General features: G+C 65.8%; 15 protein-coding genes. 6 read left to right on the top strand and 9 right to left on the bottom strand.

Annotation, left to right across the window (positions count from 1 at the left end; all coding sequences use genetic code 11):
* The first annotated feature begins 251 nt into the window (after positions 1–251).
* The 4 genes from AC07X4_RS16780 to AC07X4_RS16765 all read left to right on the top strand — a co-directional run bounded on the left by AC07X4_RS16780 (position 252) and on the right by AC07X4_RS16765 (position 6,780).
* On the top strand, positions 252–2,465 hold the full coding sequence (locus AC07X4_RS16780) for a TonB-dependent receptor (RefSeq protein WP_056746982.1): 2,214 nt from the start codon (positions 252–254) through the stop codon (positions 2,463–2,465).
* A 19-nt stretch (positions 2,466–2,484) separates the two neighbouring features.
* Positions 2,485–4,044 (top strand): PepSY domain-containing protein, encoded by a 1,560-nt coding sequence (locus AC07X4_RS16775; RefSeq protein WP_494740705.1) that lies wholly within the window; start codon positions 2,485–2,487, stop codon positions 4,042–4,044.
* 55 nt (positions 4,045–4,099) lie between these two features.
* A complete protein-coding gene (locus AC07X4_RS16770) occupies positions 4,100–5,890 on the top strand; it encodes a sensor histidine kinase (protein ID WP_494740704.1) in 1,791 nt (596 codons plus the stop codon).
* 179 nt (positions 5,891–6,069) lie between these two features.
* Positions 6,070–6,780 (top strand): hypothetical protein, encoded by a 711-nt coding sequence (locus AC07X4_RS16765; RefSeq protein ID WP_494740703.1) that lies wholly within the window; start codon positions 6,070–6,072, stop codon positions 6,778–6,780.
* Between the two features lie 116 nt (positions 6,781–6,896).
* On the opposite strand, the gene AC07X4_RS16760 is transcribed toward AC07X4_RS16765, so the two are convergent.
* Complete coding sequence (locus AC07X4_RS16760; RefSeq protein WP_436076029.1) at positions 6,897–8,534, bottom strand: ABC transporter permease; 1,638 nt, start codon at positions 8,532–8,534, stop codon at positions 6,897–6,899.
* A 121-nt stretch (positions 8,535–8,655) separates the two neighbouring features.
* On the opposite strand from AC07X4_RS16760, the gene AC07X4_RS16755 reads away from it, so the two are divergent.
* The gene (locus AC07X4_RS16755) at positions 8,656–9,720 is read left to right on the top strand and encodes an ABC transporter ATP-binding protein (RefSeq protein ID WP_056066206.1); all 1,065 of its coding nucleotides are present in this window, start codon (positions 8,656–8,658) and stop codon (positions 9,718–9,720) included.
* 83 nt (positions 9,721–9,803) lie between these two features.
* Here AC07X4_RS16755 and AC07X4_RS16750 read toward each other — a convergent pair whose 3' ends face one another.
* The 7 genes from AC07X4_RS16750 to AC07X4_RS16720 form a co-directional block, all read right to left on the bottom strand.
* The gene (locus AC07X4_RS16750; protein ID WP_494740702.1) at positions 9,804–11,036 is read right to left on the bottom strand and encodes a Yip1 family protein; all 1,233 of its coding nucleotides are present in this window, start codon (positions 11,034–11,036) and stop codon (positions 9,804–9,806) included.
* 186 nt (positions 11,037–11,222) lie between these two features.
* Positions 11,223–11,960, bottom strand: a complete 738-nt coding sequence (locus tag AC07X4_RS16745) for a lysophospholipid acyltransferase family protein (RefSeq protein WP_494740701.1) — start codon at positions 11,958–11,960, stop codon at positions 11,223–11,225.
* 33 nt (positions 11,961–11,993) lie between these two features.
* A complete protein-coding gene (locus AC07X4_RS16740) occupies positions 11,994–13,289 on the bottom strand; it encodes a dihydroorotase (protein WP_099729342.1) in 1,296 nt (431 codons plus the stop codon).
* A gap of 79 nt (positions 13,290–13,368) precedes the next feature.
* Positions 13,369–14,331 (bottom strand): aspartate carbamoyltransferase catalytic subunit, encoded by a 963-nt coding sequence (locus tag AC07X4_RS16735; RefSeq protein WP_056066217.1) that lies wholly within the window; start codon positions 14,329–14,331, stop codon positions 13,369–13,371.
* Between the two features lie 12 nt (positions 14,332–14,343).
* A complete protein-coding gene (gene pyrR / locus AC07X4_RS16730) occupies positions 14,344–14,868 on the bottom strand; it encodes a bifunctional pyr operon transcriptional regulator/uracil phosphoribosyltransferase PyrR (RefSeq protein ID WP_060987636.1) in 525 nt (174 codons plus the stop codon).
* Positions 14,865–15,296 carry a Holliday junction resolvase RuvX gene (gene ruvX / locus AC07X4_RS16725; RefSeq protein WP_488805155.1) on the bottom strand — a complete coding sequence of 144 codons (432 nt, stop codon included), beginning with the start codon at positions 15,294–15,296 and terminating at the stop codon, positions 14,865–14,867. Before ruvX ends, pyrR begins: the two co-directional genes overlap by 4 nt.
* Positions 15,293–15,892, bottom strand: a complete 600-nt coding sequence (locus AC07X4_RS16720; protein ID WP_015015583.1) for a YqgE/AlgH family protein — start codon at positions 15,890–15,892, stop codon at positions 15,293–15,295. The genes ruvX and AC07X4_RS16720 overlap by 4 nt, the downstream gene beginning before the upstream one ends.
* Positions 15,893–15,913: 21 nt before the next feature.
* Here AC07X4_RS16720 and AC07X4_RS16715 point away from each other — a divergent pair, with 21 nt between their 5' ends.
* Entirely contained in the window at positions 15,914–17,398 is a 1,485-nt protein-coding gene (locus AC07X4_RS16715) for a cryptochrome/photolyase family protein (protein ID WP_494740707.1), read from the top strand.
* Positions 17,399–17,437: 39 nt separating this feature from the next.
* Here AC07X4_RS16715 and AC07X4_RS16710 read toward each other — a convergent pair whose 3' ends face one another.
* Entirely contained in the window at positions 17,438–18,610 is a 1,173-nt protein-coding gene (locus AC07X4_RS16710) for a PilT/PilU family type 4a pilus ATPase (RefSeq protein WP_494740706.1), read from the bottom strand.
* Positions 18,611–18,637: the final 27 nt, after the last annotated feature.

The raw sequence follows: 18,637 nt of genomic DNA, 5'->3' as shown, positions 1-18,637 counted from the left end.
CCGCCGTGCTGCCGCCCCCCCCCCTGGCCCATGCGCTGCAGCCCGTCGAGGCCGCCCGCATTGCGGCCGTCACTGCAGCCCCCCTGCCCGCACGCGGGCCCCCATCGCGCTCTTGATCTGAAGCTTGTTGGCAGTGCCCGGTACCTGGTGGTCGGGTGCTGCCTCGTTCCCGCTGGTTTCCAGATGGCGCAGCCCTGCGTGCACCCCACGCGGGCGTGGCTGCGCTGTCGCTTCAAGACAAGAGCGTTTTCATGTCCCGTATTTCCTTTGCTTCGCGCAGCGCTGCGGCCTTGCCGCGCCTGCCCCTTTCCCCTCTGTGCCTTGGCGTACTTGCCACCTGCGCACTGTCGTCTGTCGCAGCCCACGCACAGACCAACACCCCACCCACAATGCAGGCCGTGGATGTGGTCGATGCCGCCGCATCGCCCAACGGCAAACTCAACCTGGACACGCCCGTGGACACAGGCAGCCGCATGGGTCTGACGGTGCGCGAGAACCCCGCCTCCGTCACTGTGGTGGACCGCGCCACCATCGACGCACGCGGCGCGCAAGACACGCAGGAGATCCTGCGCGCCGTGCCGGGCGTGGTGGCGCACAACGCGCCGGGCTCCATGTCCGCGCACTACCGGGGCTTCACCAGCAACTCGGTCGCGCAGCTGTACAACGGCATCAACCCGCAGTACGGCAGCGCCACACGCGCGGTCGATAGCTGGATCTACGACCGGGTCGAGGCCATCGGCGGCGCGTCGAGTTTTCTGTACGGATCGGGCGGCGTGGGCGGCTCCATCAACTACATCACCAAGGCGGCCGAGCGCAGCGACTTCACCGAGGGCCAGCTGCGCCTGGGCTCCTACGACCTGAAGGAAGTGTCGGTAGGCCTGAACCGCCGCATTGCAGGCGGCGATGGCAGCGCAGGTCCTGCGCACTACGCGCGCATCGACCTCAACCACCGCAACGCAGGCAGCTGGATCGAAGGCACCAGAACACAGTCCACCCAACTGGCGACCTCGCTGCTGTCCGACCTGGGCGGCGGCTTCACGCACACACTGGCCTACGAATACCAGAGGGACCACGTGGACCGCCCGTACTGGGGCACACCGGTGCTCAACCCCGCCGTGGGCGCGCTGGCCATCGACCCGGCCACGCGCTTCAAGAACTACAACAGCGCCGACGGGATGTACGAGCAGCGCGTGCAATGGCTGCGCTCGGTGGCGCAATGGCGTGTGTCGGATGCGCTGCAGCTCAAGAACACGTTCTACGTGTACGACGCCCTGCGCGACTACCGCAACGTGGAGACCTACACCTTCAATGCCACCAACACTGCGGTCACGCGCACGTCCCCGCTGTTGCAACGCCACGACCAACAGCTGGTGGGCGACCGGCTGGAGGGCACGTACCAAGGCCAGCTCGCAGGCCGAAAGAGCGACTGGGCCTTTGGCCTGGACGTGAGCGTGAACAAGCAGACGCGCTTCCCGTTCGGCCCCTCGGTCACCGTGGGCACGGTCAACCCCTACCACTTCTCCACCGAGAACTTCTTCGACATTCCCGGCATGTCACCCGTCCTGAACCCTGACAAGGACAACAAGATCACCAACACCGCGCTGTACCTGGAAAACCGCACGGCCGTGGTGCCTGGAGTGAATCTGATCACCGCGCTGCGGCACGAGCGCATCGATCTCGACCTGGTGAACCGCCGCGCCGTCACAGCCACCGCGCCCGCCACCTTCAGCCGCAGCTACAGCCCCACCACTGGCCGCCTGGGCGTGGTGTGGGACATTGCACCCGGCGCCAACTTGTATGCACAGGCCTCCAACGCGGCCGACCCGCCATCGGGCTCGCTGGCCTCGGCCTCGTTTGCCGATGTGCGCAACAACAGCGAACTGACCACGGGCCGCCAGATCGAGGTGGGCAGCAAGTTCGACTTCTGGGACGGCAAGGGCAGCGCCACGGTCGCGGCCTTTGAGATCCGCCGCAAGAACATCGCTTCGCAAGACCCGTCCAACCCCAACTTCACAGTGCTGGTGGGCGAGCAGTCGTCCAAGGGCATCGAACTGTCGGCTGGCATTCGGCCCACGCCGCAATGGCAGTTGCAGGGCAACCTGGCGCTGACCCGCGCGCGGTACGAGAACTTTGTGCAGGGCGGTGTCTCACGCGCGGGCAATGTGCCCCAACTGGTTCCGCAGCAGGTGGCCAATCTGTGGGCCTCGTACGCGATCACACCCACCGTCACGGCCAGCGCGGGCGTGCGCCATGTGGGCAAGGTGTACGGCAACGCAGCCAACACCAAGTTCTGGCCGTCGTACACGCTGCTGGACCTGGGCCTGGCCTGGAAGATCAACAAGACCACCACGCTCACCACCCGCGTGCGCAACGCCACCGACCGCATCTACGCGGCAGAGACGCGCGACCAGGTCTACCTGGGCGCACCGCGCACGCTGGACGTGACGCTGCACACCGCGTTCTGACGCAGGCGGAGCACCGGACATGCCACACGCCAAACGCTGGCTGTACCTCGTCCACCGCTGGCTGGGCGTGTTGCTATGCGCCTTCTTCGCCATGTGGTTCGTCTCGGGCGTGGTGATGATGTACGTGGGCTACCCAAAGCTCACGCAGGCCGAGCGCCTTGCCCATCTGCCGCCCCTGCGCAGCACCATGCTAGGCCCCAAGCGCCTGCTGGAACCCGCCGATGCCCTGCAGCGCGCGGGCCTGGTAGGCCCGCTGCAGGACCTGCGGCTGGCGGTGGCCACCGGCGGACGCGCCGTGTACCTCGTGGTGCCCGCAGTACCCACCGGCGACGCCGCGCCACGCCCGCGCAGGGCACCTGCGCCTGCGGTCATCGACGCCATCACCGGCGAGCGGTTGCAGCGTGTGGACGCCACGCACGCCATCGCCTCGGCCCGCGCCTTTGCACAGGAAGCCAACCCGTCCATCGACTACGAGGGCACCATCGACGAGGACGCCTTCACCCACTCGCGCGCACTCGATGTGCACCGCCCCCTGCACCGCCTGCACCTGGGCGACAGCGCGGGCACCGTGGTCTATGTGTCGGGCACCACCGGCGAGGTGGTGCGCGATGCACCGCTGCAGGAACGCGCCTGGAACTACGCAGGCGCCTGGATCCACTGGCTCTACCCCTTCCGGGGCAATGTCTTCAATGACTACTGGACGGACATCGTGAACTGGCTGTCCATCGCAGGCATCGTGCTCGCGGTGACGGGCACGGTGGTGGGCGTGCTGCGCTGGCGCTTCCGGGGCCGGTACAAGACGGGCGCGCGCACGCCGTACAGGGGTTACATGATGCGCTGGCACCATGTGTTTGGGCTGGTATTTGCGGTCATCACGTTCACCTGGATCTTCAGCGGCCTCATGTCCATGAACCCGTGGAAAATTTTCGACAGCGGCGCAATGCCACTGCGCCAGCAGGCCATGAATGGCGGGCCCCTGCAAGTGCCCGCGCAGGCAGCAGCGGTGCAAGCCTTGCTCTCTGCGGCGTCGCCCAACACCCGTGAACTGCGGTGGGTGCGCCATGCCGGCCACACGCTGGTGCTGGCCCACAGCCCCACAGGCGCCCCGACGGTGCTGGACGTCATCACCGCCGCCGCGCACGTGTGGGCCCCGGGTGCTGTGGCCGAAGCCGCCGCGCGCCTGTTGCCCCACGCGGTGGTGCGCACCGACACCCTGACCGCCTACGACCTGCACTACTACGACCGCGCTGCCCACACCATGACTGGCGGCGCCGAGAAGCCTTTGCCCGCGCTACGCGTGGTGTTCGACGACCCGCACGCCACCTGGGTGCACATCGACCCTCACACCGGCGCCGTGCTGGGCCGCACCGACAGCCACCGCCGCACGAGCCGCTGGCTGTTTGCCATGCTGCACAGCTGGGACTGGCTGCCGCTGCTGGAGCGCAGACCGCTCTGGGATGTGATGCTCATCGCGCTGAGCTTGGGTGGGGCGGTGATGAGCGTGACAGGCGTCATACTGGGGTGGCGCAGGCTGGGTACGAAACTGCAAGGACCGCAGTGCCGCGGCAGCCGCCAGTGACCTAGTCGCGGAGCGCGCCTATGATGGTTGTAGTTGCGCCTGGAAACATTTGTCCATGACGGCCCCTACACCGCCCTCCGCCATCGCCCCCGAGCTGTCAGCCACCAGCATTGCGGCACCGCGCCTCAAGCGGCCATCCAGCCTGCCTTTGCGTTCCATGGTGGCATGGGGTACCGCCTTGGTCTTGCTCATGGCCTGGGGTACCGTGGCTCTTCTTATGGATGTGTCACGGCGCGATGCCATGAACGCGCAGGTTCGCCAGAACAGCAATCTCGCCCTCAGCCTGGGCGAGCAGACCGTGCGGGTGATGGCCGCCGTTGACCAATCGACCCTTCGGATGCGTGACGCTGTGCAGGCCAACGATTTTGAAAAGGCAGACTTCACGCGGTTCGCCAACGAGACCGGGCTCGCTCCTCAGATCCTGACCCAGCTCTCACTGGTTGGCCCCGACGGCCGGTTCATTGGGAGCAACATCGACCCCACCGGCGAGAAAACGGGTCACGTTGACCTGTCAGAGCGTGAGCACGTGCAGGTGCACCTCCACCCCAACACGTCAGAGGCGGCCCGCCTGCAGCAGACGCCTAGCGGACTGTTTGTGGGCAAGCCCGTGATTGGAAAGGTGTCTGGCAAGGCCACCATCCAGTTGTCGCGGAAGATTCCAGACGCTGGCGGCGGCGTAGCAGGCGTGATCGTTGCCTCGGTGAACCCAGGTTACTTCGAGGATGTATACCGGGGAGTCCAACTGGGGCAAACAGGTGTCGTAACACTCATCGGAAACGACCGCACCATCCGTGCAAGAGTGATGGGCGGACAGAGTGTCGGAATGGGAAGCGTAGTGCCGCGCAGTCCGGACAACAATGCAGAAGAACGCGGCCCCAGCGGCCACTACGTGCGCTCCAGTGGCATCGACGGTATCGAACGCATTTATGCCTACAGCCGTGTTGGCACCTACCCTCTGATGGTGGTAGTGGCCACCAGCACCGACGAGGCCTTGCAGGAATGGCGCGCCAGCCGCAATGTGGCCCTGTTCACCATGGCGCTGTTCAGTGTGGCGCTGGTGGGTGCAGCGATCATCTTCGTGCGCAGCGTGCGCAAGCTCGAAAGCACCAATGCCGCCTTGCGCATCAGCGAGGCCGAGGCCCGCTCTGCCAGCCAGGCCAAGAGCGAGTTCCTGGCCGCCGTGTCGCACGAGCTGCGCACCCCCCTCACCAGTATCCGGGGGTTTGCCGAGCTGATGGAACTGCGACTGGATCAGCCCCGATACAAAGAGCAGGCGGGACTGATCCGCAAAGCAGCCGACCACCTCAATGCCCTGCTCACCGAGATCCTGGACCTGGCCAAGGTAGAAGCCGGCGCCATGCCCCATCTCCCCACCGAACAGAACGTGGCCGAGATTGTTCAGTCCACCGCCGACTTCTTTGCCGTCACGGCCGCCAACAAGAACCTGGCGCTCCATGTGCGCATTGCCCCAGACGCCCCCCACACTTTGATGTGCGACGGACTGCGGCTCAAGCAGGTGCTCAACAACCTGCTGTCCAACGCCATGAAATTCACGACCGCAGGCTCGGTCACCATCGAAGTGGACGCCAGCAACGACGCCGTCCGCTTTCATGTGGTGGACACCGGCCCGGGCATTCCGGCGCACCTGCACGAAACGATCTTCGAGAAATTTCGCCAAGGCAACGACCAGGTGAGCTACCAGCACGGCGGCACGGGCCTCGGGCTGGCGTTGTCGCGGGCGCTGGCGGTGCTGATGGGGGGGACGCTCACGCTGTCATCCGCAGAAGGCCAAGGCGCGCGCTTCACGCTGACCCTGCCGCGCAACCAGGGCACTGAGCTTCAGTAAGCAGTTTATTGCTGGTAGGGACTGGTAGGGTCCTAAAGTGTTGTGGCGTCAGTATCGGGTGCGCAACGTACGGCTGAGCAAAATCACAGGCACCAGCGCCGACGGCGACAATCCGCCTCGCCAGCGTGATGATGGTATTTCGGCAGGCAGGGGACGCCACACGCTATTGGGAACATAAAGTGAAGAAATTTTGGCTCACTGCGACAATAACTCTCTATTTCTCATTGGCCGCATCGCATGCGGTGAGCAATTCCGCTCACCACGCCATCACCCAGGTAAGCACACAAAACCCTGCTTTGACTGCCGCATTGACGGATCTGAAGATGGCGCTTTTTGCCCCGAGGACCGCTTTGCTGTTTGACAACGGGGGCGTGGCAAATAACTGCGCGCAGTACTCCAACCTTTTGTCTTCCACTGCGCCGGACGAATCCACACGCAGTGCTGAGATTCGCAGTGAATACTTGGTGTGCGACGCAGTTCAGATGCTCGGCCTCCAGCCGTTCATCGTGACCCAAGCATCCTTGCCTGCCAACGTGGCCAGAACGCTTTTCGAGCGATTGGACATGCGCACCTTCCCGTCATCGCTGCGCAACCGGGCCGACGGTCAAACACACACGCTCAACACTCTTTTGGCCTCGGGCAAAGTGACGATGACCAGAGACACGGTGGAGGTCGAAACGAGCACACAATTCTTCAGCCTGAAGATCGTCGGTGTGGTGAAGCGCCCGGCCAACGAATTTGGTGGTAGACGCTTGCAGAAAGAATGGATTGTCTGGGTTGGAGATGAGCTGAAAGACGGCAACTACAAGTCTTACCGTACGTTGATAGTGCGCCTGCCCAGTGACTCGCGCGGCGGTCAGTACATGGGATCCATCCACCCGATGCAGTGACGCCAGGGCAAGGACAGCGGTACGATAGATTGGAGCGATCTGTCAGGGGAATTGGGAAGGCTATGCATCAGCAACGCCCCCTTCCCCCTCTGCCTCGGCTGCTTTGTGGCCTCGGTCTACGCCCGGCTGCGCAACGTACGGCTGAGCAAAATCACCGGCACCAGCCCCACCGCCACCAGCGCCAGCGACGGCAATGCCGCCTCGCCCAGGCGCTCGTCGCGTGCCAGCTGGTAGGCCACCACGGCCAGGGTGTCGCTGTTGAAGGGGCGCAGCACCATGGTGGCGGGCAGCTCCTTCATCACATCCACAAACACCAGCAGCGCTGCGGCGGCGGTAGAGCGCTTGAGCAGCGGCCAGTGCACGCGTGCCAGCAGGCCTGCGCTGCCCATGCCCAGCATGCGGGCAGAGTCGTCCAGGCTGGGCGGAATCCGCGCGTAGCCGCTCTGCATGGATTGCAGGGCGACTGCACAAAACCGCACCAAGTAGGCCCACACAATGCCAAAGGCCGTGGCCGTGACCAGCGCGCCCACACCCCAATGCGGCATGGCCGCCTGCAGCCAGCCTACGGGCAACAACAGCCCCACCACGATGACGGCGCCCGGCACGGCATAACCCACGCTGGCCAGCTGCACCACGCCACGCGTGATGGCGTCGGGCTGGCGGCGCACCGCAAAAGCCAGAGCGAGCGCGATGGCGACGGCCAGCGCCGCAGTGATGCATCCTAAGCGCACGCTGTGCCAGGCCCATTCCATGAACCGCTCCCACGGCAGCACCGACCAGTCGGCCGCCAGCGGCCGCAGCATGAAGACCACCGGGGCGACAAAACCCATGACCACTGGCACCGTACAGACCGCCCAGGCGGCCCACCGGCGCGCACCATGCAGCCGCAGCGGCTGCGCCTCGGCCGAGCCAGCGCGCCCGCCGCCGGTGGCAAAACGCATGCGCTTTTGCGCGCGGTGCTCCAGGTGCAGCAGCGCCATCACCACCACCAGCAGCATGGTGGCCAGCTGCGCGGCGGCCAGGCGGTTGTCCATGGACAGCCAGGCCTTGTAGATACCCGTGGTGAAGGTCTGGATGCCGAAGTAGCTGGCCACGCCAAAGTCGGCCAGGGTTTCCATCAGCACCAGCGCCACGCCAGCCGCCACGGCCGGGCGTGCCAGCGGCAGGGCCACGGCGCGGATGCGGCGCGGCAGCGGTGCACCCAGCAGGCGTGCGGCCTCCATGAGGTGAGCAGCACGCTCACCCAGCGCCGTACGCGCCAGCAGGTACACGTAGGGGTAGAGCGAGAAGATGAACACCCACACCGCGCCGCCCAGGCTGCGCACCTCGGGCAGCAGGCGGCCTTCCAGGCCGAAGGTGTTGCGCAGGCCCACCTGCAGCGGGCCGCTGAACTGCAGAAAGTCGGTGTAGGCGTAGGCCGTCACGTAGGCGGGCATCGCCAGCGGCAACAGCAGCAGCCATTCAAAGGTGCGGCGGCCCGGAAAGTCGAACAGCGTGACGGCCGCCGCCGCCAGCGTGCCCACCACGGCCGCGCCCAACGCTACCAGCACGCTGAGCCACAGCGTGGTCCACACATAGCCGGGCAGCACCGTGGCCGCCATTTCGCGCAGGATGGCGCCCGTCTGCGCATCGCCCTGCCCGGTGGGCGAGAACGGCAGCCACGACGCCAGCACCGCCAGCACCGGCAAGGCCAGAAAGCCTGCAAACAGGATCAGCGGGATGCTGCGAAAGACAGAAGACGGCGTGCGGCGCAAGGCGATGGGCTCGGCAGAGGAAAGAAAGCGCACACCTGCCGAAAGGCATGGGCACCGCAGCACCCAGGAATGCAAATGCGAATTTTAAGCATTCACTCCACCCCGCCTAAAATGCACAGATATGTTTCTTGAGGTCTCCCAACTCGAAGTGCACTACGCAGGCCGCGCACAGGCCGCCGTGCAAGGCGTCACGCTCAGCCTGAAAGCGGGTGACATCGGCGTGCTGATCGGCCCCTCCGGCTGCGGCAAGACCACCCTGCTGCGCGCCGTGGCCGGGCTGGAGCCCGTGACGGGGGGCGAAATCCGCCTCACCAAAAGCGTGGTCAGCAGCGCCCGCCTGAGCGTGCCACCCGAGCTGCGCCGTATCGGCATGGTGTTCCAGGACTACGCGCTGTTCCCGCACCTGTCGGTGGGCCGCAATGTGGCGTTTGGCATCCACCAGTTGCCCAAGGCCGAGCAGGCCGCGCGGGTGGCCGAGGTGCTGCAGCTGGTGGGCCTGACGGGCAGCGAGCACCGCTACCCGCACGAACTCTCTGGCGGCCAGCAGCAGCGTGTGGCGCTGGCGCGTGCGCTGGCGCCGCGCCCACAGCTCATGCTGCTGGACGAGCCGTTTTCCAACCTCGACGTGGACCTGCGCGAGCGCCTGGCACACGAGGTGCGCGGCATTCTCAAGGCCGCAGGCGCCACGGCGCTGTTTGTGACGCACGACCAGTTCGAGGCGTTTGCCATCGGCGATGTGATTGGCGTGATGAACGAAGGCCACCTGCACCAGTGGGACGATGCCTACACCCTGTACCACCGCCCCGCCACGCGGTTTGTGGCCGACTTCATCGGCCACGGCGTGTTTGCCCCCGCCACGCTGGTGCAGCGCGGCAACAACGTGGTGGCCCAAACACCCTTGGGCGACCTGACTGACCTGGATGAGTGCCCCCTGCCCAGCAGCTACCCTGCGGGTGAATGTGATGTGCTGCTGCGCGCCGACGACATCGTGCACGACGACCACGCGCCCGTGCAGGCGCAAATCGTGCGCAAGTCGTTCCGGGGGTCGGAGTTTCTGTACACCCTGCGCCTGGCCAGTGGCCACACGGTGCTGGCCCATGTGCCCAGCCACCACGACCACGCGCTGGGCGAGTGGATCGGCATCCGTGCCCAGGTGGACCACGTGGTGACGTTTCCACGTGGCTGAGGGGGTGATGGAATCAAAATCGGCCGGATGCGCTAGTCGAACACGCCTGAATGCTATTGAATCAATAGCAAATCCCCTTCCGCTCAGGACTTGCCCTTGCGCTGCAGGCCTTCCAGCCCGTTCAGGTCCACCTGCGACATCAGGCCTCGCAGCTCTTTCACACCGATCTTGTCGCCCTCAATGCTGACCACAAGGCCGTTCTTCAGGATGGTCTTGAACTCTGCGTGGCTGCCATCCTTGTCGTAGCGTTGGTGCAGGGTGCGGCCACCCTCTTGCCACGTCTTTTCGGCGCTGGTCTGGTCTTCTTTCTCGCCCTGCGCCATGCCCATGGCCATCACCGCCATCTGCCCCAGGCCGCCCACGTCCACGATCTCCAGGCGCAGCTGCTTGTCGTCGTTGCCGTATTGGGCGCTGGCCTGGCTGGTGGGCAAGCCCAGGGCTGCACCGTCCTGCACATCAAAACCCGTGCGGGGCAGGCCCGCCAGCTTCTCGGGCAGGGCCGCCTTGAGCGACTGGGCCGCAATGGCCTGACCACCACCCAGCACACCCGCAGCGGCCTTGGCGGCATCGCCCGTGGCGGCTGCGATGGCGGCCGGATCCTGGCTCTTCTGGGCCTCTTCCATCTTGCGGGCGGCTTCTTCCATCTTCTTGCCGGCAGCTTCCAGACCGGCGGTGTCGATGGACACCTTGCCAGCGGGCGTGTTCATGGTGATGGCAGGGGCATCGGCACCGCCAAACAGCGCACCGCTGCGCGGCATGAACAGCGCACTGACGGCACCGATGACCACACCCATCACGATGGCCGCAATGATGACCACCACCGTGTAGCCCACCGACTTTTCGGGCGCACTGCGCATGAGCACAGGCAGGCCGGTGTAGAGCAGGTAGATGGAGTACACCGCCGCCAGCAGGCCCAGCATGGCCAGCGATGGCAGCAGACTGAACACACCACCCAGCAGGGCGGCCGTGCTGGCGTACACCGCCACCTTCTGTGCCTGGATGGCGTTCTTTTGCCCGCCGAAGGTGGGCGCCAGCGCATCGATGATGAAACCGAGCACCAGCAAGCCCACCAGGCTCAACCCGTATGACACGACCATGTTCACCAGCCCGGAGACAAAAGGCACGCGGATGGTGACCCCAAAACCGCCAAAGCCGATCAGCGACATGCCGATGAAACCGCAGACCGCCGGAATGGCGGCCAGGACCATGGCGTAGCGGGTGAACAGGGTAGCGGTGTCGGTGGCCTCCGCATCGATGGTGGCCCATGCCTCCTTGGGTTGCAGAAGAATGCTTTTGGCGCGTTCAATCAGGTTCATGGTGCCCTCCCGGCAGTGTGCAAAGGCCTGCGATGACCCGCAGGCAAATGGAAAGCGCGGACGATACGGGACATTGCGCCGCGCAGACCACCTGGACGACCACCTGCAGGGCCCAAAGCGTGGAATATGCACGCTTTTGCCGCACAAAGACAGCTCGTTGGGAACCCAGGGATCCTGTGTGCGTTCTCAGGCCTTGCGCAGCTGATCGACCGTGTCGTGCAGGTGCTGCGTCCAGGTGCGGCGGTCGCGCTCGCCTGCCAGCTCCGGGGGGCCGTAGTGCACCACGGCCTCGATGGGCGGGGCGCTGAGCGTGCGCCAGATCGAGCCCACCAGGGTTTCGTCGCCGATGTAGCTGGGAGCAAAACTGGTGGCGCCCGTGGCCTTGTCGGCAAAGCGCAGGCCTACGGGCTGCACGGGCGCCTTTGCAGCCACGGCGGCCTGCAGCAGGTTGGCGTGGAAGGGCAGCATCTCGCGCCCGTCGCCCGTGGTGCCTTCGGGGAAAACGGCCAGCACCTCGCCGCGCTCCAGCGCCTCCTGCATCGAGCGCACCATGCGCAGCGCATCGCGGCGCGAGCTGCGTTCGATGTAGAGCGTGCCCGCCGCCGTGGCCAGGGTGCCGATCAGCGGCCAGGCCTGCACGTCGGACTTGGAGACAAAGCGGCAGTGCCGCGCCGCATGCATCACCGGGATGTCGAGCCACGAGATGTGGTTGGCCACCAGCATCACCGGGCCAGTCACCGGGGGCTGCCCCAGGATGTGCAGGCTGATGCCCGCATGGGCCAGCAGCTCCAGCGACCACGCCTGCACGCGGGCGTGTTGCTGGTCCGGCGACAGCGACGGAAACCGCAGCGCCACAATCCACAGGCCCTTGGCGATGTGACCCAGCAGCCGCAAGAGGCGCCAACTGGCGCGCAGGAACTTCACGGCCGGGCCTCGCTATCGCAGCGTCGCGCCGTCTCAGCTGCGGTCAAAAGCGACCTGTCCGCCGACCAGGGTCATGCGCACGCGGCCGGGCAGTTCGTAGCCCGAGAACGGCGTGTGTTTGCCCTGGCTGGCGAGCGCGTCGTCCTGCACCGTCCACGCTGCCTGCGGGTCGAAGATGCAGAGGTCGCCCACGCCACCTTCCACGATCTGGCCGACGCTGGCCTGCAAGGTACCCAGCGCGTTGCCCAGCACGCGTGCGGGCTCTGCCGTGACCACTGCCAGCGCGCGCTGCAAAGGCACACCACTGTCTTGCGACCACTTGAGCGCCAGCGACAGCAGGAGCTCCAGACCCGTGGCGCCGGGCTCGGCTTCGGCAAACGGCAGGGTCTTGGCGTCTTCATCCACCGGGGTGTGGTCGGACACCAGCGCATCGATGGTCCCGTCGAGCAGCGCCGCGCTCAGGGCGTCGCGGTCACGTTGCTGGCGCAGGGGCGGCGTCAGGCGCGCGCGGCTGTCAAAGAAGCCGATGTCGTTTTCGGTGAGGTGCAGCGAGTTGATGCTGACATCGGCCGTGACCTTCAGGCCATCGGCCTTGGCGCGGCGTACCAGCTCCACGCCAGCAGCGCTGCTCAGGCGGCACAGGTGCACGCGCGCGCCGGTGGTCTTGAGCAGTTCAAAAATGGTGTGCAGCGCAATCGTCTCGGCCGCCACGGGCACGCCCGACAGGCCCAGCCGCGTGGCCAGCGCACCGCTGGCAGCCACGCCCTTGCCCAGGTGCATCTCTTGCGGGCGCAACCACACCGTGTAGCCAAAGGTGGCGGCGTACTGCAGCGCGCGCTGCAGCACCTGGGTGCTGGCCAGCGGCACCTCGGCCTGGCCAAAGCCCACGCAGCCGGATTCGGTCAGCTCGGCCATCTCGGTCAGCACCTCGCCAGCGAGGTTGCGCGTGAGCGCGCCCAGCGGGAACAGTCGCGACTGGTGCAGCTTCTCGGCGCGGAACTTGAGCATCTCCACCAGGCCAGGCTCGTCCAGCACGGGGTCGGTGTCGGGCGGGCAGACCAGGCTGGTCACGCCACCGGCCACGGCGGCGGCCATTTCGGATTCAAGCATGCCTTCGTGCTCGTGGCCGGGCTCGCGCAGGCGCGCGGCCAGGTCCACCAGGCCGGGCAACACGATGCAGCCGGCAGCGTTGATGGTGCGGTTGGGCGCAAAGTCGGGCGGCACGCGGTTGACCCCCACGATGCGGCCCGCCGCCAGCGCGATGTCGCAGGTCTGGTCAAGGCCCGAGGCGGGGTCGATCACACGGCCGTTCTGGATCAGTATCTTCATGATTTCAAGCCAAATTGGCTGTTAGCGCTTGATTTATAAGCACGAACAGCTATGAAAACAGGAGTATTCATCCCCGAGGTCACGCCTCGTTCCCTGCGACGATGGACATGACAGCCATGCGCACCGCGATGCCGAAGGTCACCTGTGGCAGGATCACGCTCTGCTTGCCATCCACCACGGCGGAGTCGATCTCCACGCCACGGTTGATGGGTCCGGGGTGCATGACGATGGCGTCGGGCTTGGCCAGTTGCAGCTTTTCCTGCGTGAGGCCGAAGCTCTTGAAATACTCCTGGCTGGACGGCAGCAGCGCACCGCTCATGCGCTCGTTCTGCAGGCGCAGCATGATGACCACGTCGGCATCCTTGATGCCTTCTTCAAGCGTATGGCACACCCGCACGCCCATTTGCGCCATGTCCGACGGCACCAGGGTGCGCGGACCCACCACACGCACTTCGGCGCAGCCCAAGGTGGTCAGGCCGTGGATGTCCGAGCGCGCCACGCGCGAGTGCAGCACGTCGCCCACGATGGCCACGGTGAGGTTGCTGAAGTCCTTTTTGTAGTGGCGGATGGTGTACATGTCGAGCAGCCCCTGCGTGGGGTGGGCATGCCGTCCGTCGCCGGCGTTGATCACGTGCACATGCGGCGCCACGTGCTGCGCGATGAGGTACGGTGCGCCGGACTCGCTGTGCCGCACCACGAACAGGTCGGCTGCCATCGCGCTCAGGTTGGCGATGGTGTCGAGCAGCGACTCGCCCTTGCTGGCCGAGCTGCGCGCGATGTCAAGGTTGATCACGTCGGCCGACAGGCGCTTGGCCGCGATCTCGAACGTGGTGCGCGTACGCGTGCTGTTCTCGAAGAACAGGTTGAACACGCTCTTGCCGCGCAGCAGGGGCACCTTCTTGACTTCGCGGTCGTTGACGCTGACGAAGTTGGCGGCCGTGTCGAGGATGTGCGTGACGATGTCGCGCGGCAGGCCCTCGATGGACAGCAGGTGGATGAGTTCGCCGTTGCCGTTGAGTTGGGGATTGCGCTTGTGCAGCACGGTCAGGCCTCTTTAGTCTTTGTCTTGGACTTGGAATTGGAAGGTGCCGCTGTCGCCACGCGCCAGGGCCAGCGAATGGGCGACCGGCAGGGCCACCCGGGCCGCAGCAAAGTCGGCCTGCACGGGCAGCTCGCGCCCGCCACGGTCCACCAGCACGGCCAGGCGCACACTGGCGGGGCGGCCGTAGTCGAACAGCTCGTTGAGCACGGCGCGGATGGTGCGGCCGGTGTAGAGCACGTCGTCGAGCACCAGCACGTCGGCGCCGTTCACGTCAAACGGCAGCGCGGTCTGCGCACTGGCCGACAGGCCACGCTGGGCGAAGTCGTCGCGGTGCATCACCGATGACAACACACCGGCCGGGCCTTCCAGACCCAGGTCTTTTTGCAGGCGCTCGGCCAGCCAGGCGCCGCCGGAAGCGATGCCCGCCAGGCGCGTGGTGGGAGTCAACATGCTGCGCACGCCGCGCAGCAGTTCGCGGTACAGCGCCTCGGCATCAAGCACCAGGCTGCCGGACATTCCGGGGGATGGGGTGGTCATGGGAGATTCCTCAAAAACTGTTCCAGGATGATGCAGGCCGAGGCCGCGTCGGCATCCTTGGCACCACCTGCAATGGCTTCGGTGGTGCTGTAGCGCTCGTCCACCTCGAACACCTGCAAGCCAAAGCGCCCGCGCAGCTGGCGGCCGAACTTGAGCGCGCGTGCAGTGTTTTCGTGGCTCGCGCCGTCGGGGTGATAGGGCACGCCGATCACCAGCGCATCGGGCTGCCATTCCTTGATGCGCTCGGCCACCTGGGCAAAACGGGCGTCGCCCTCGGCCTGGATGGTGCGCTGGGGTGTGGCGCTCTTGAGCATGCGGTTGCCCGAGGCCACGCCCGTGCGCTTGAGCCCAAAGTCAAAAGCAAGAAAGGTCTGGAAATGCGCAGGAACGGCTGGCGGCTGGATGGACTGAGCGGGCGCGCCAGTCATGCGTGCCCCGCCTCGGGCGACAGCATCCAGGCCTGCAAGCCCAGAAGCGACAGGGCTCGGTCGTACCGCTCGGGCACGGGCGTGTCGAAGATCACCGACAGATCGGCGGCCACCGTGAGCCAGGCGTTCTCGGCAAGCTCAGACTCCAACTGCCCCTCGCCCCAGGACGAATACCCCAGCGTGATGAGCACGCGGCGGGGACCTGCGCCAGTGGAAAGCGCTTCGAGCACGTCCTTGGAGGTGGTCATCTCCAGGCCACCGGGGATGGTCATGGTGGAGGCGTAGGCCGACTCGTCGGTTTCCCCCTTGTCCATGAGCATGGGTTCGTGCAGCACAAATCCGCGCTCGGTCTGCACCGGGCCGCCCTGAAAAACGGGCTCTTTGGTGAGGTCCTCGCGGCGCAGCGACAGGTCCACCTTGTCAAACAGGCCCTTGAGGGTGATATCGGTGGGCTTGTTGATGATGAGGCCGAGCGCACCGCGTTCGCTGTGCTCACACAGATAGACGACGCTGCGCGCAAAAGACTCATCTTCCAGGCCGGGCATCGCGATCAGGAAGTGATGCGTCAGGTTGATGGGCGCAGAATCGAAAGACATCCCGCAATTTTAACGGTGAACATGCCCCCCTCCCCCGAGCCCACTTACTCCCGTGGCCTGGTCTGGTTCCGCCGCGACCTGCGTGCCCACGACCAGGCGGCCCTGTACCACGCGCTGACGCGCTGCGAGCAGGTGTTCTGCACTTTTGTCTTTGACAAGGACATCCTCGATGCCCTGCCCCGCGCCGACCGGCGGGTGGAGTTCATCCGGGAGTCGCTGGTGGAGCTAGATGAAACCCTGCGCGCACTTTCGGGGAATGAAAGGGGAGGCCTCATCGTGTGGCACGCGGTGGCCAGCGAGGTCATTCCGGCACTTGCCAACGCCCTGGACGTGCAGGCGGTCTTTGCGAACCACGATGACGAACCCCAGGCGCTGGACCGCGACCGCCTGGTGCGCACGCGCCTGGCGGCCGCAGGCAAGGCCTTCCACACGTTCAAAGACCATACCCTGCTCGAGCGCAGCGAGGTGCTGACGCAGACAGGCAACCCGTACAGCGTGTTCACACCGTACAAGAATGCATGGCTCAAGAAGATCGATGTGTTCCAGCTCAAGAGCTATCCGGTGGAGCGCCACGCCCACCATCTGGCCGCACGACCGGAAGCCTATTGCCAGCCGGTGCCCACTTTGCAGGACCTCGGGTTTGAGCCCACAGCGCTGTCCCAGCTGCGCCTGCCCACCGGCGCCCAGGGCGCACAGCAGTTATTCGACGATTTTCTCGGCCGCATCGAGCGGTATGAGGACACGCGCAACTTTCCAGCGGTGAAAGGGCCCAGCTACCTGAGCGTGCACCTGCGTTTTGGCACCATCTCGCCGCGCTTGCTGGCGCGCACGGCGCACCGCCTGATGCTGGAGGGCAACCCGGGCGCCACGACCTGGCTCAGCGAACTGATCTGGCGGGACTTCTACTTCCAGATCCTGCACCACCACCCGCATGTGGTGGGCCAGAGTTTCAAACCGGCCTACGACGCCATCGCCTGGGAGACCGGCCCCGGGGCCGATGCCCTGTTTGCCGCCTGGTGCGAGGGCCGCACCGGCTACCCGCTGGTGGATGCCGCCATGGCGCAGATCAACCAGACGGGCTACATGCACAACCGCCTGCGCATGGTGGTGGCAAGCTTTCTGGTGAAAGACCTGGGCATCGACTGGCGCCGCGGCGAGGCCTACTTTGCCACGCACCTCAATGACTTCGACCTGGCCGCCAACAACGGCGGCTGGCAGTGGGCCAGCTCCAGCGGGTGTGATGCCCAGCCCTATTTCCGCATCTTCAACCCTGTGAGCCAGAGCGAGAAGTTCGACCCGGAGGGCAAGTTCATCCGCCGTTACCTACCCCAGCTTGCAGCGCTCCCCACCAAGGCACTCCACGCCCCCTGGCTGGCGCGCCCGCTGGAGTTGCAGGAAGCTGGCGTGCGCCTGGGAGACACCTACCCCTTGCCCGTGGTGGAGCACGATGCCGCAAGGCAACGCACGTTGGAGCGGTATGCCGTGGTGAAGACAGCTGCAGGGTGACAACACACGGACCCACAGACTCAAGCAGGTCACCGAGGGCTAGCGATGCGCCGTGGGCGGTGGGTCGTCCGGCGGGGATTCCTCCGGCGCCATCTGCATGCCCTCACCGCCCAGCGAGGCACCGGCGGCCAGCCGCAGTCGCAAACGCACATCGGTGCGGTTGTCGGCGTTGGCGATGGCTTCTTCGGGCGATATCGCACCCGCCTCCACCATACCCAGCAGTGACTGATCAAAACTCCACATGCCCTGCTCACCACTGCGGGTGATGGCGGTCTTGAGTTCGTCGATCTGCCCCTTCTGGATCAGCTCGGCGACATAGGGCGTGAGCAGCATGATCTCGGTGGCGGGCACCAAGTGGCCCGCAAGGCCCGGCACCAGGCGTTGCGCCACCACCGCCCGCAGGTTGAGGGACAGGTCCATGAGCAGCTGGCGGTGCGCATCCTCGGGGAAAAAATTCACGATGCGCTGCACCGCCTGGTTGGCATTGTTGGCGTGCAGGGTGGACACACACAGATGGCCGGACTCTGCGTAGTGCAGCGCGTGCTGCATGGTGGCCCGGTCGCGGATCTCGCCAATCATGATCACGTTGGGCGCCTCGCGCATGGCACGGCGCAGCGCCTCGTCATACGACAGGGTGTCGAGACCCACCTCGCGCTGCGTCACCAGGGATTTTTTGTGGCTGTGCAGGTATTCGATGGGGTCTTCTACCGTGAGGATGTGCCCGCCAGTGTGCGTGTTGCGATGGTCCAGCAATGCGGCCAGCGTGGTGGTCTTGCCCGAGCCTGCCGAGCCCACCGTCAGGACCAACCCCCCTTTGAGAAACGCCAGCCGCTGGAGCACGGGCGGCAACCCCAGTTCTTCCAGCGTCGGGATCCGCGCTATCACATGGCGGATCACCATGCCGACCTGCCCGCGCTGCATGTGCACGTTCACGCGAAAGCGCTCCCCGTCGACGGTCTGCAGCGAGAGGTCGCACTCCATAGTCGTCTCGAACTCCTTGCGCTGGGCCTCGCGCAAGATGGAATAGGCCATCTGCCGCACATCGTCGGCCGCCAGGACTTGCTGTGTGATGGAGACAAAGGCACCCTGCCGCTTGATCGTGGGCGCAGCGCCTGCCAGCAAAAACAGGTCCGAAGCCCGCTCGCGCGCTACCAGGGCCAGGCAGGCCAGCAGCCGGGGATCGGGGGAAGGGGATGGTGCCAGCGGGTCCATCACGGAGACTCGGTCCGCCCTGTCCAT

Source organism: Acidovorax sp. GW460-11-11-14-LB4 (genome assembly GCF_059423685.1).
This window is presented reverse-complemented; position numbering and strand designations above follow the sequence as displayed.

Bases quoted from the DNA above. Each gene is read 5' to 3' on its own strand.
- AC07X4_RS16780 (WP_056746982.1), top strand. From the start codon at position 252: ATGTCCCGTATTTCCTTTGCTTCGCGCAGCGCTGCGGCCTTGCCGCGC.
- AC07X4_RS16775 (WP_494740705.1), top strand. From the start codon at position 2,485: ATGCCACACGCCAAACGCTGGCTGTACCTCGTCCACCGCTGGCTGGGC.
- AC07X4_RS16770 (WP_494740704.1), top strand. From the start codon at position 4,100: ATGACGGCCCCTACACCGCCCTCCGCCATCGCCCCCGAGCTGTCAGCC.
- AC07X4_RS16755 (WP_056066206.1), top strand. From the start codon at position 8,656: ATGTTTCTTGAGGTCTCCCAACTCGAAGTGCACTACGCAGGCCGCGCA.
- AC07X4_RS16750 (WP_494740702.1), bottom strand. From the start codon at position 11,036: ATGAACCTGATTGAACGCGCCAAAAGCATTCTTCTGCAACCCAAGGAG.
- AC07X4_RS16740 (WP_099729342.1), bottom strand. From the start codon at position 13,289: ATGAAGATACTGATCCAGAACGGCCGTGTGATCGACCCCGCCTCGGGC.
- pyrR (WP_060987636.1), bottom strand. From the start codon at position 14,868: ATGACCACCCCATCCCCCGGAATGTCCGGCAGCCTGGTGCTTGATGCC.
- ruvX (WP_488805155.1), bottom strand. From the start codon at position 15,296: ATGACTGGCGCGCCCGCTCAGTCCATCCAGCCGCCAGCCGTTCCTGCG.
- AC07X4_RS16720 (WP_015015583.1), bottom strand. From the start codon at position 15,892: ATGTCTTTCGATTCTGCGCCCATCAACCTGACGCATCACTTCCTGATC.
- AC07X4_RS16715 (WP_494740707.1), top strand. From the start codon at position 15,914: ATGCCCCCCTCCCCCGAGCCCACTTACTCCCGTGGCCTGGTCTGGTTC.
- AC07X4_RS16710 (WP_494740706.1), bottom strand. From the start codon at position 18,610: ATGGACCCGCTGGCACCATCCCCTTCCCCCGATCCCCGGCTGCTGGCC.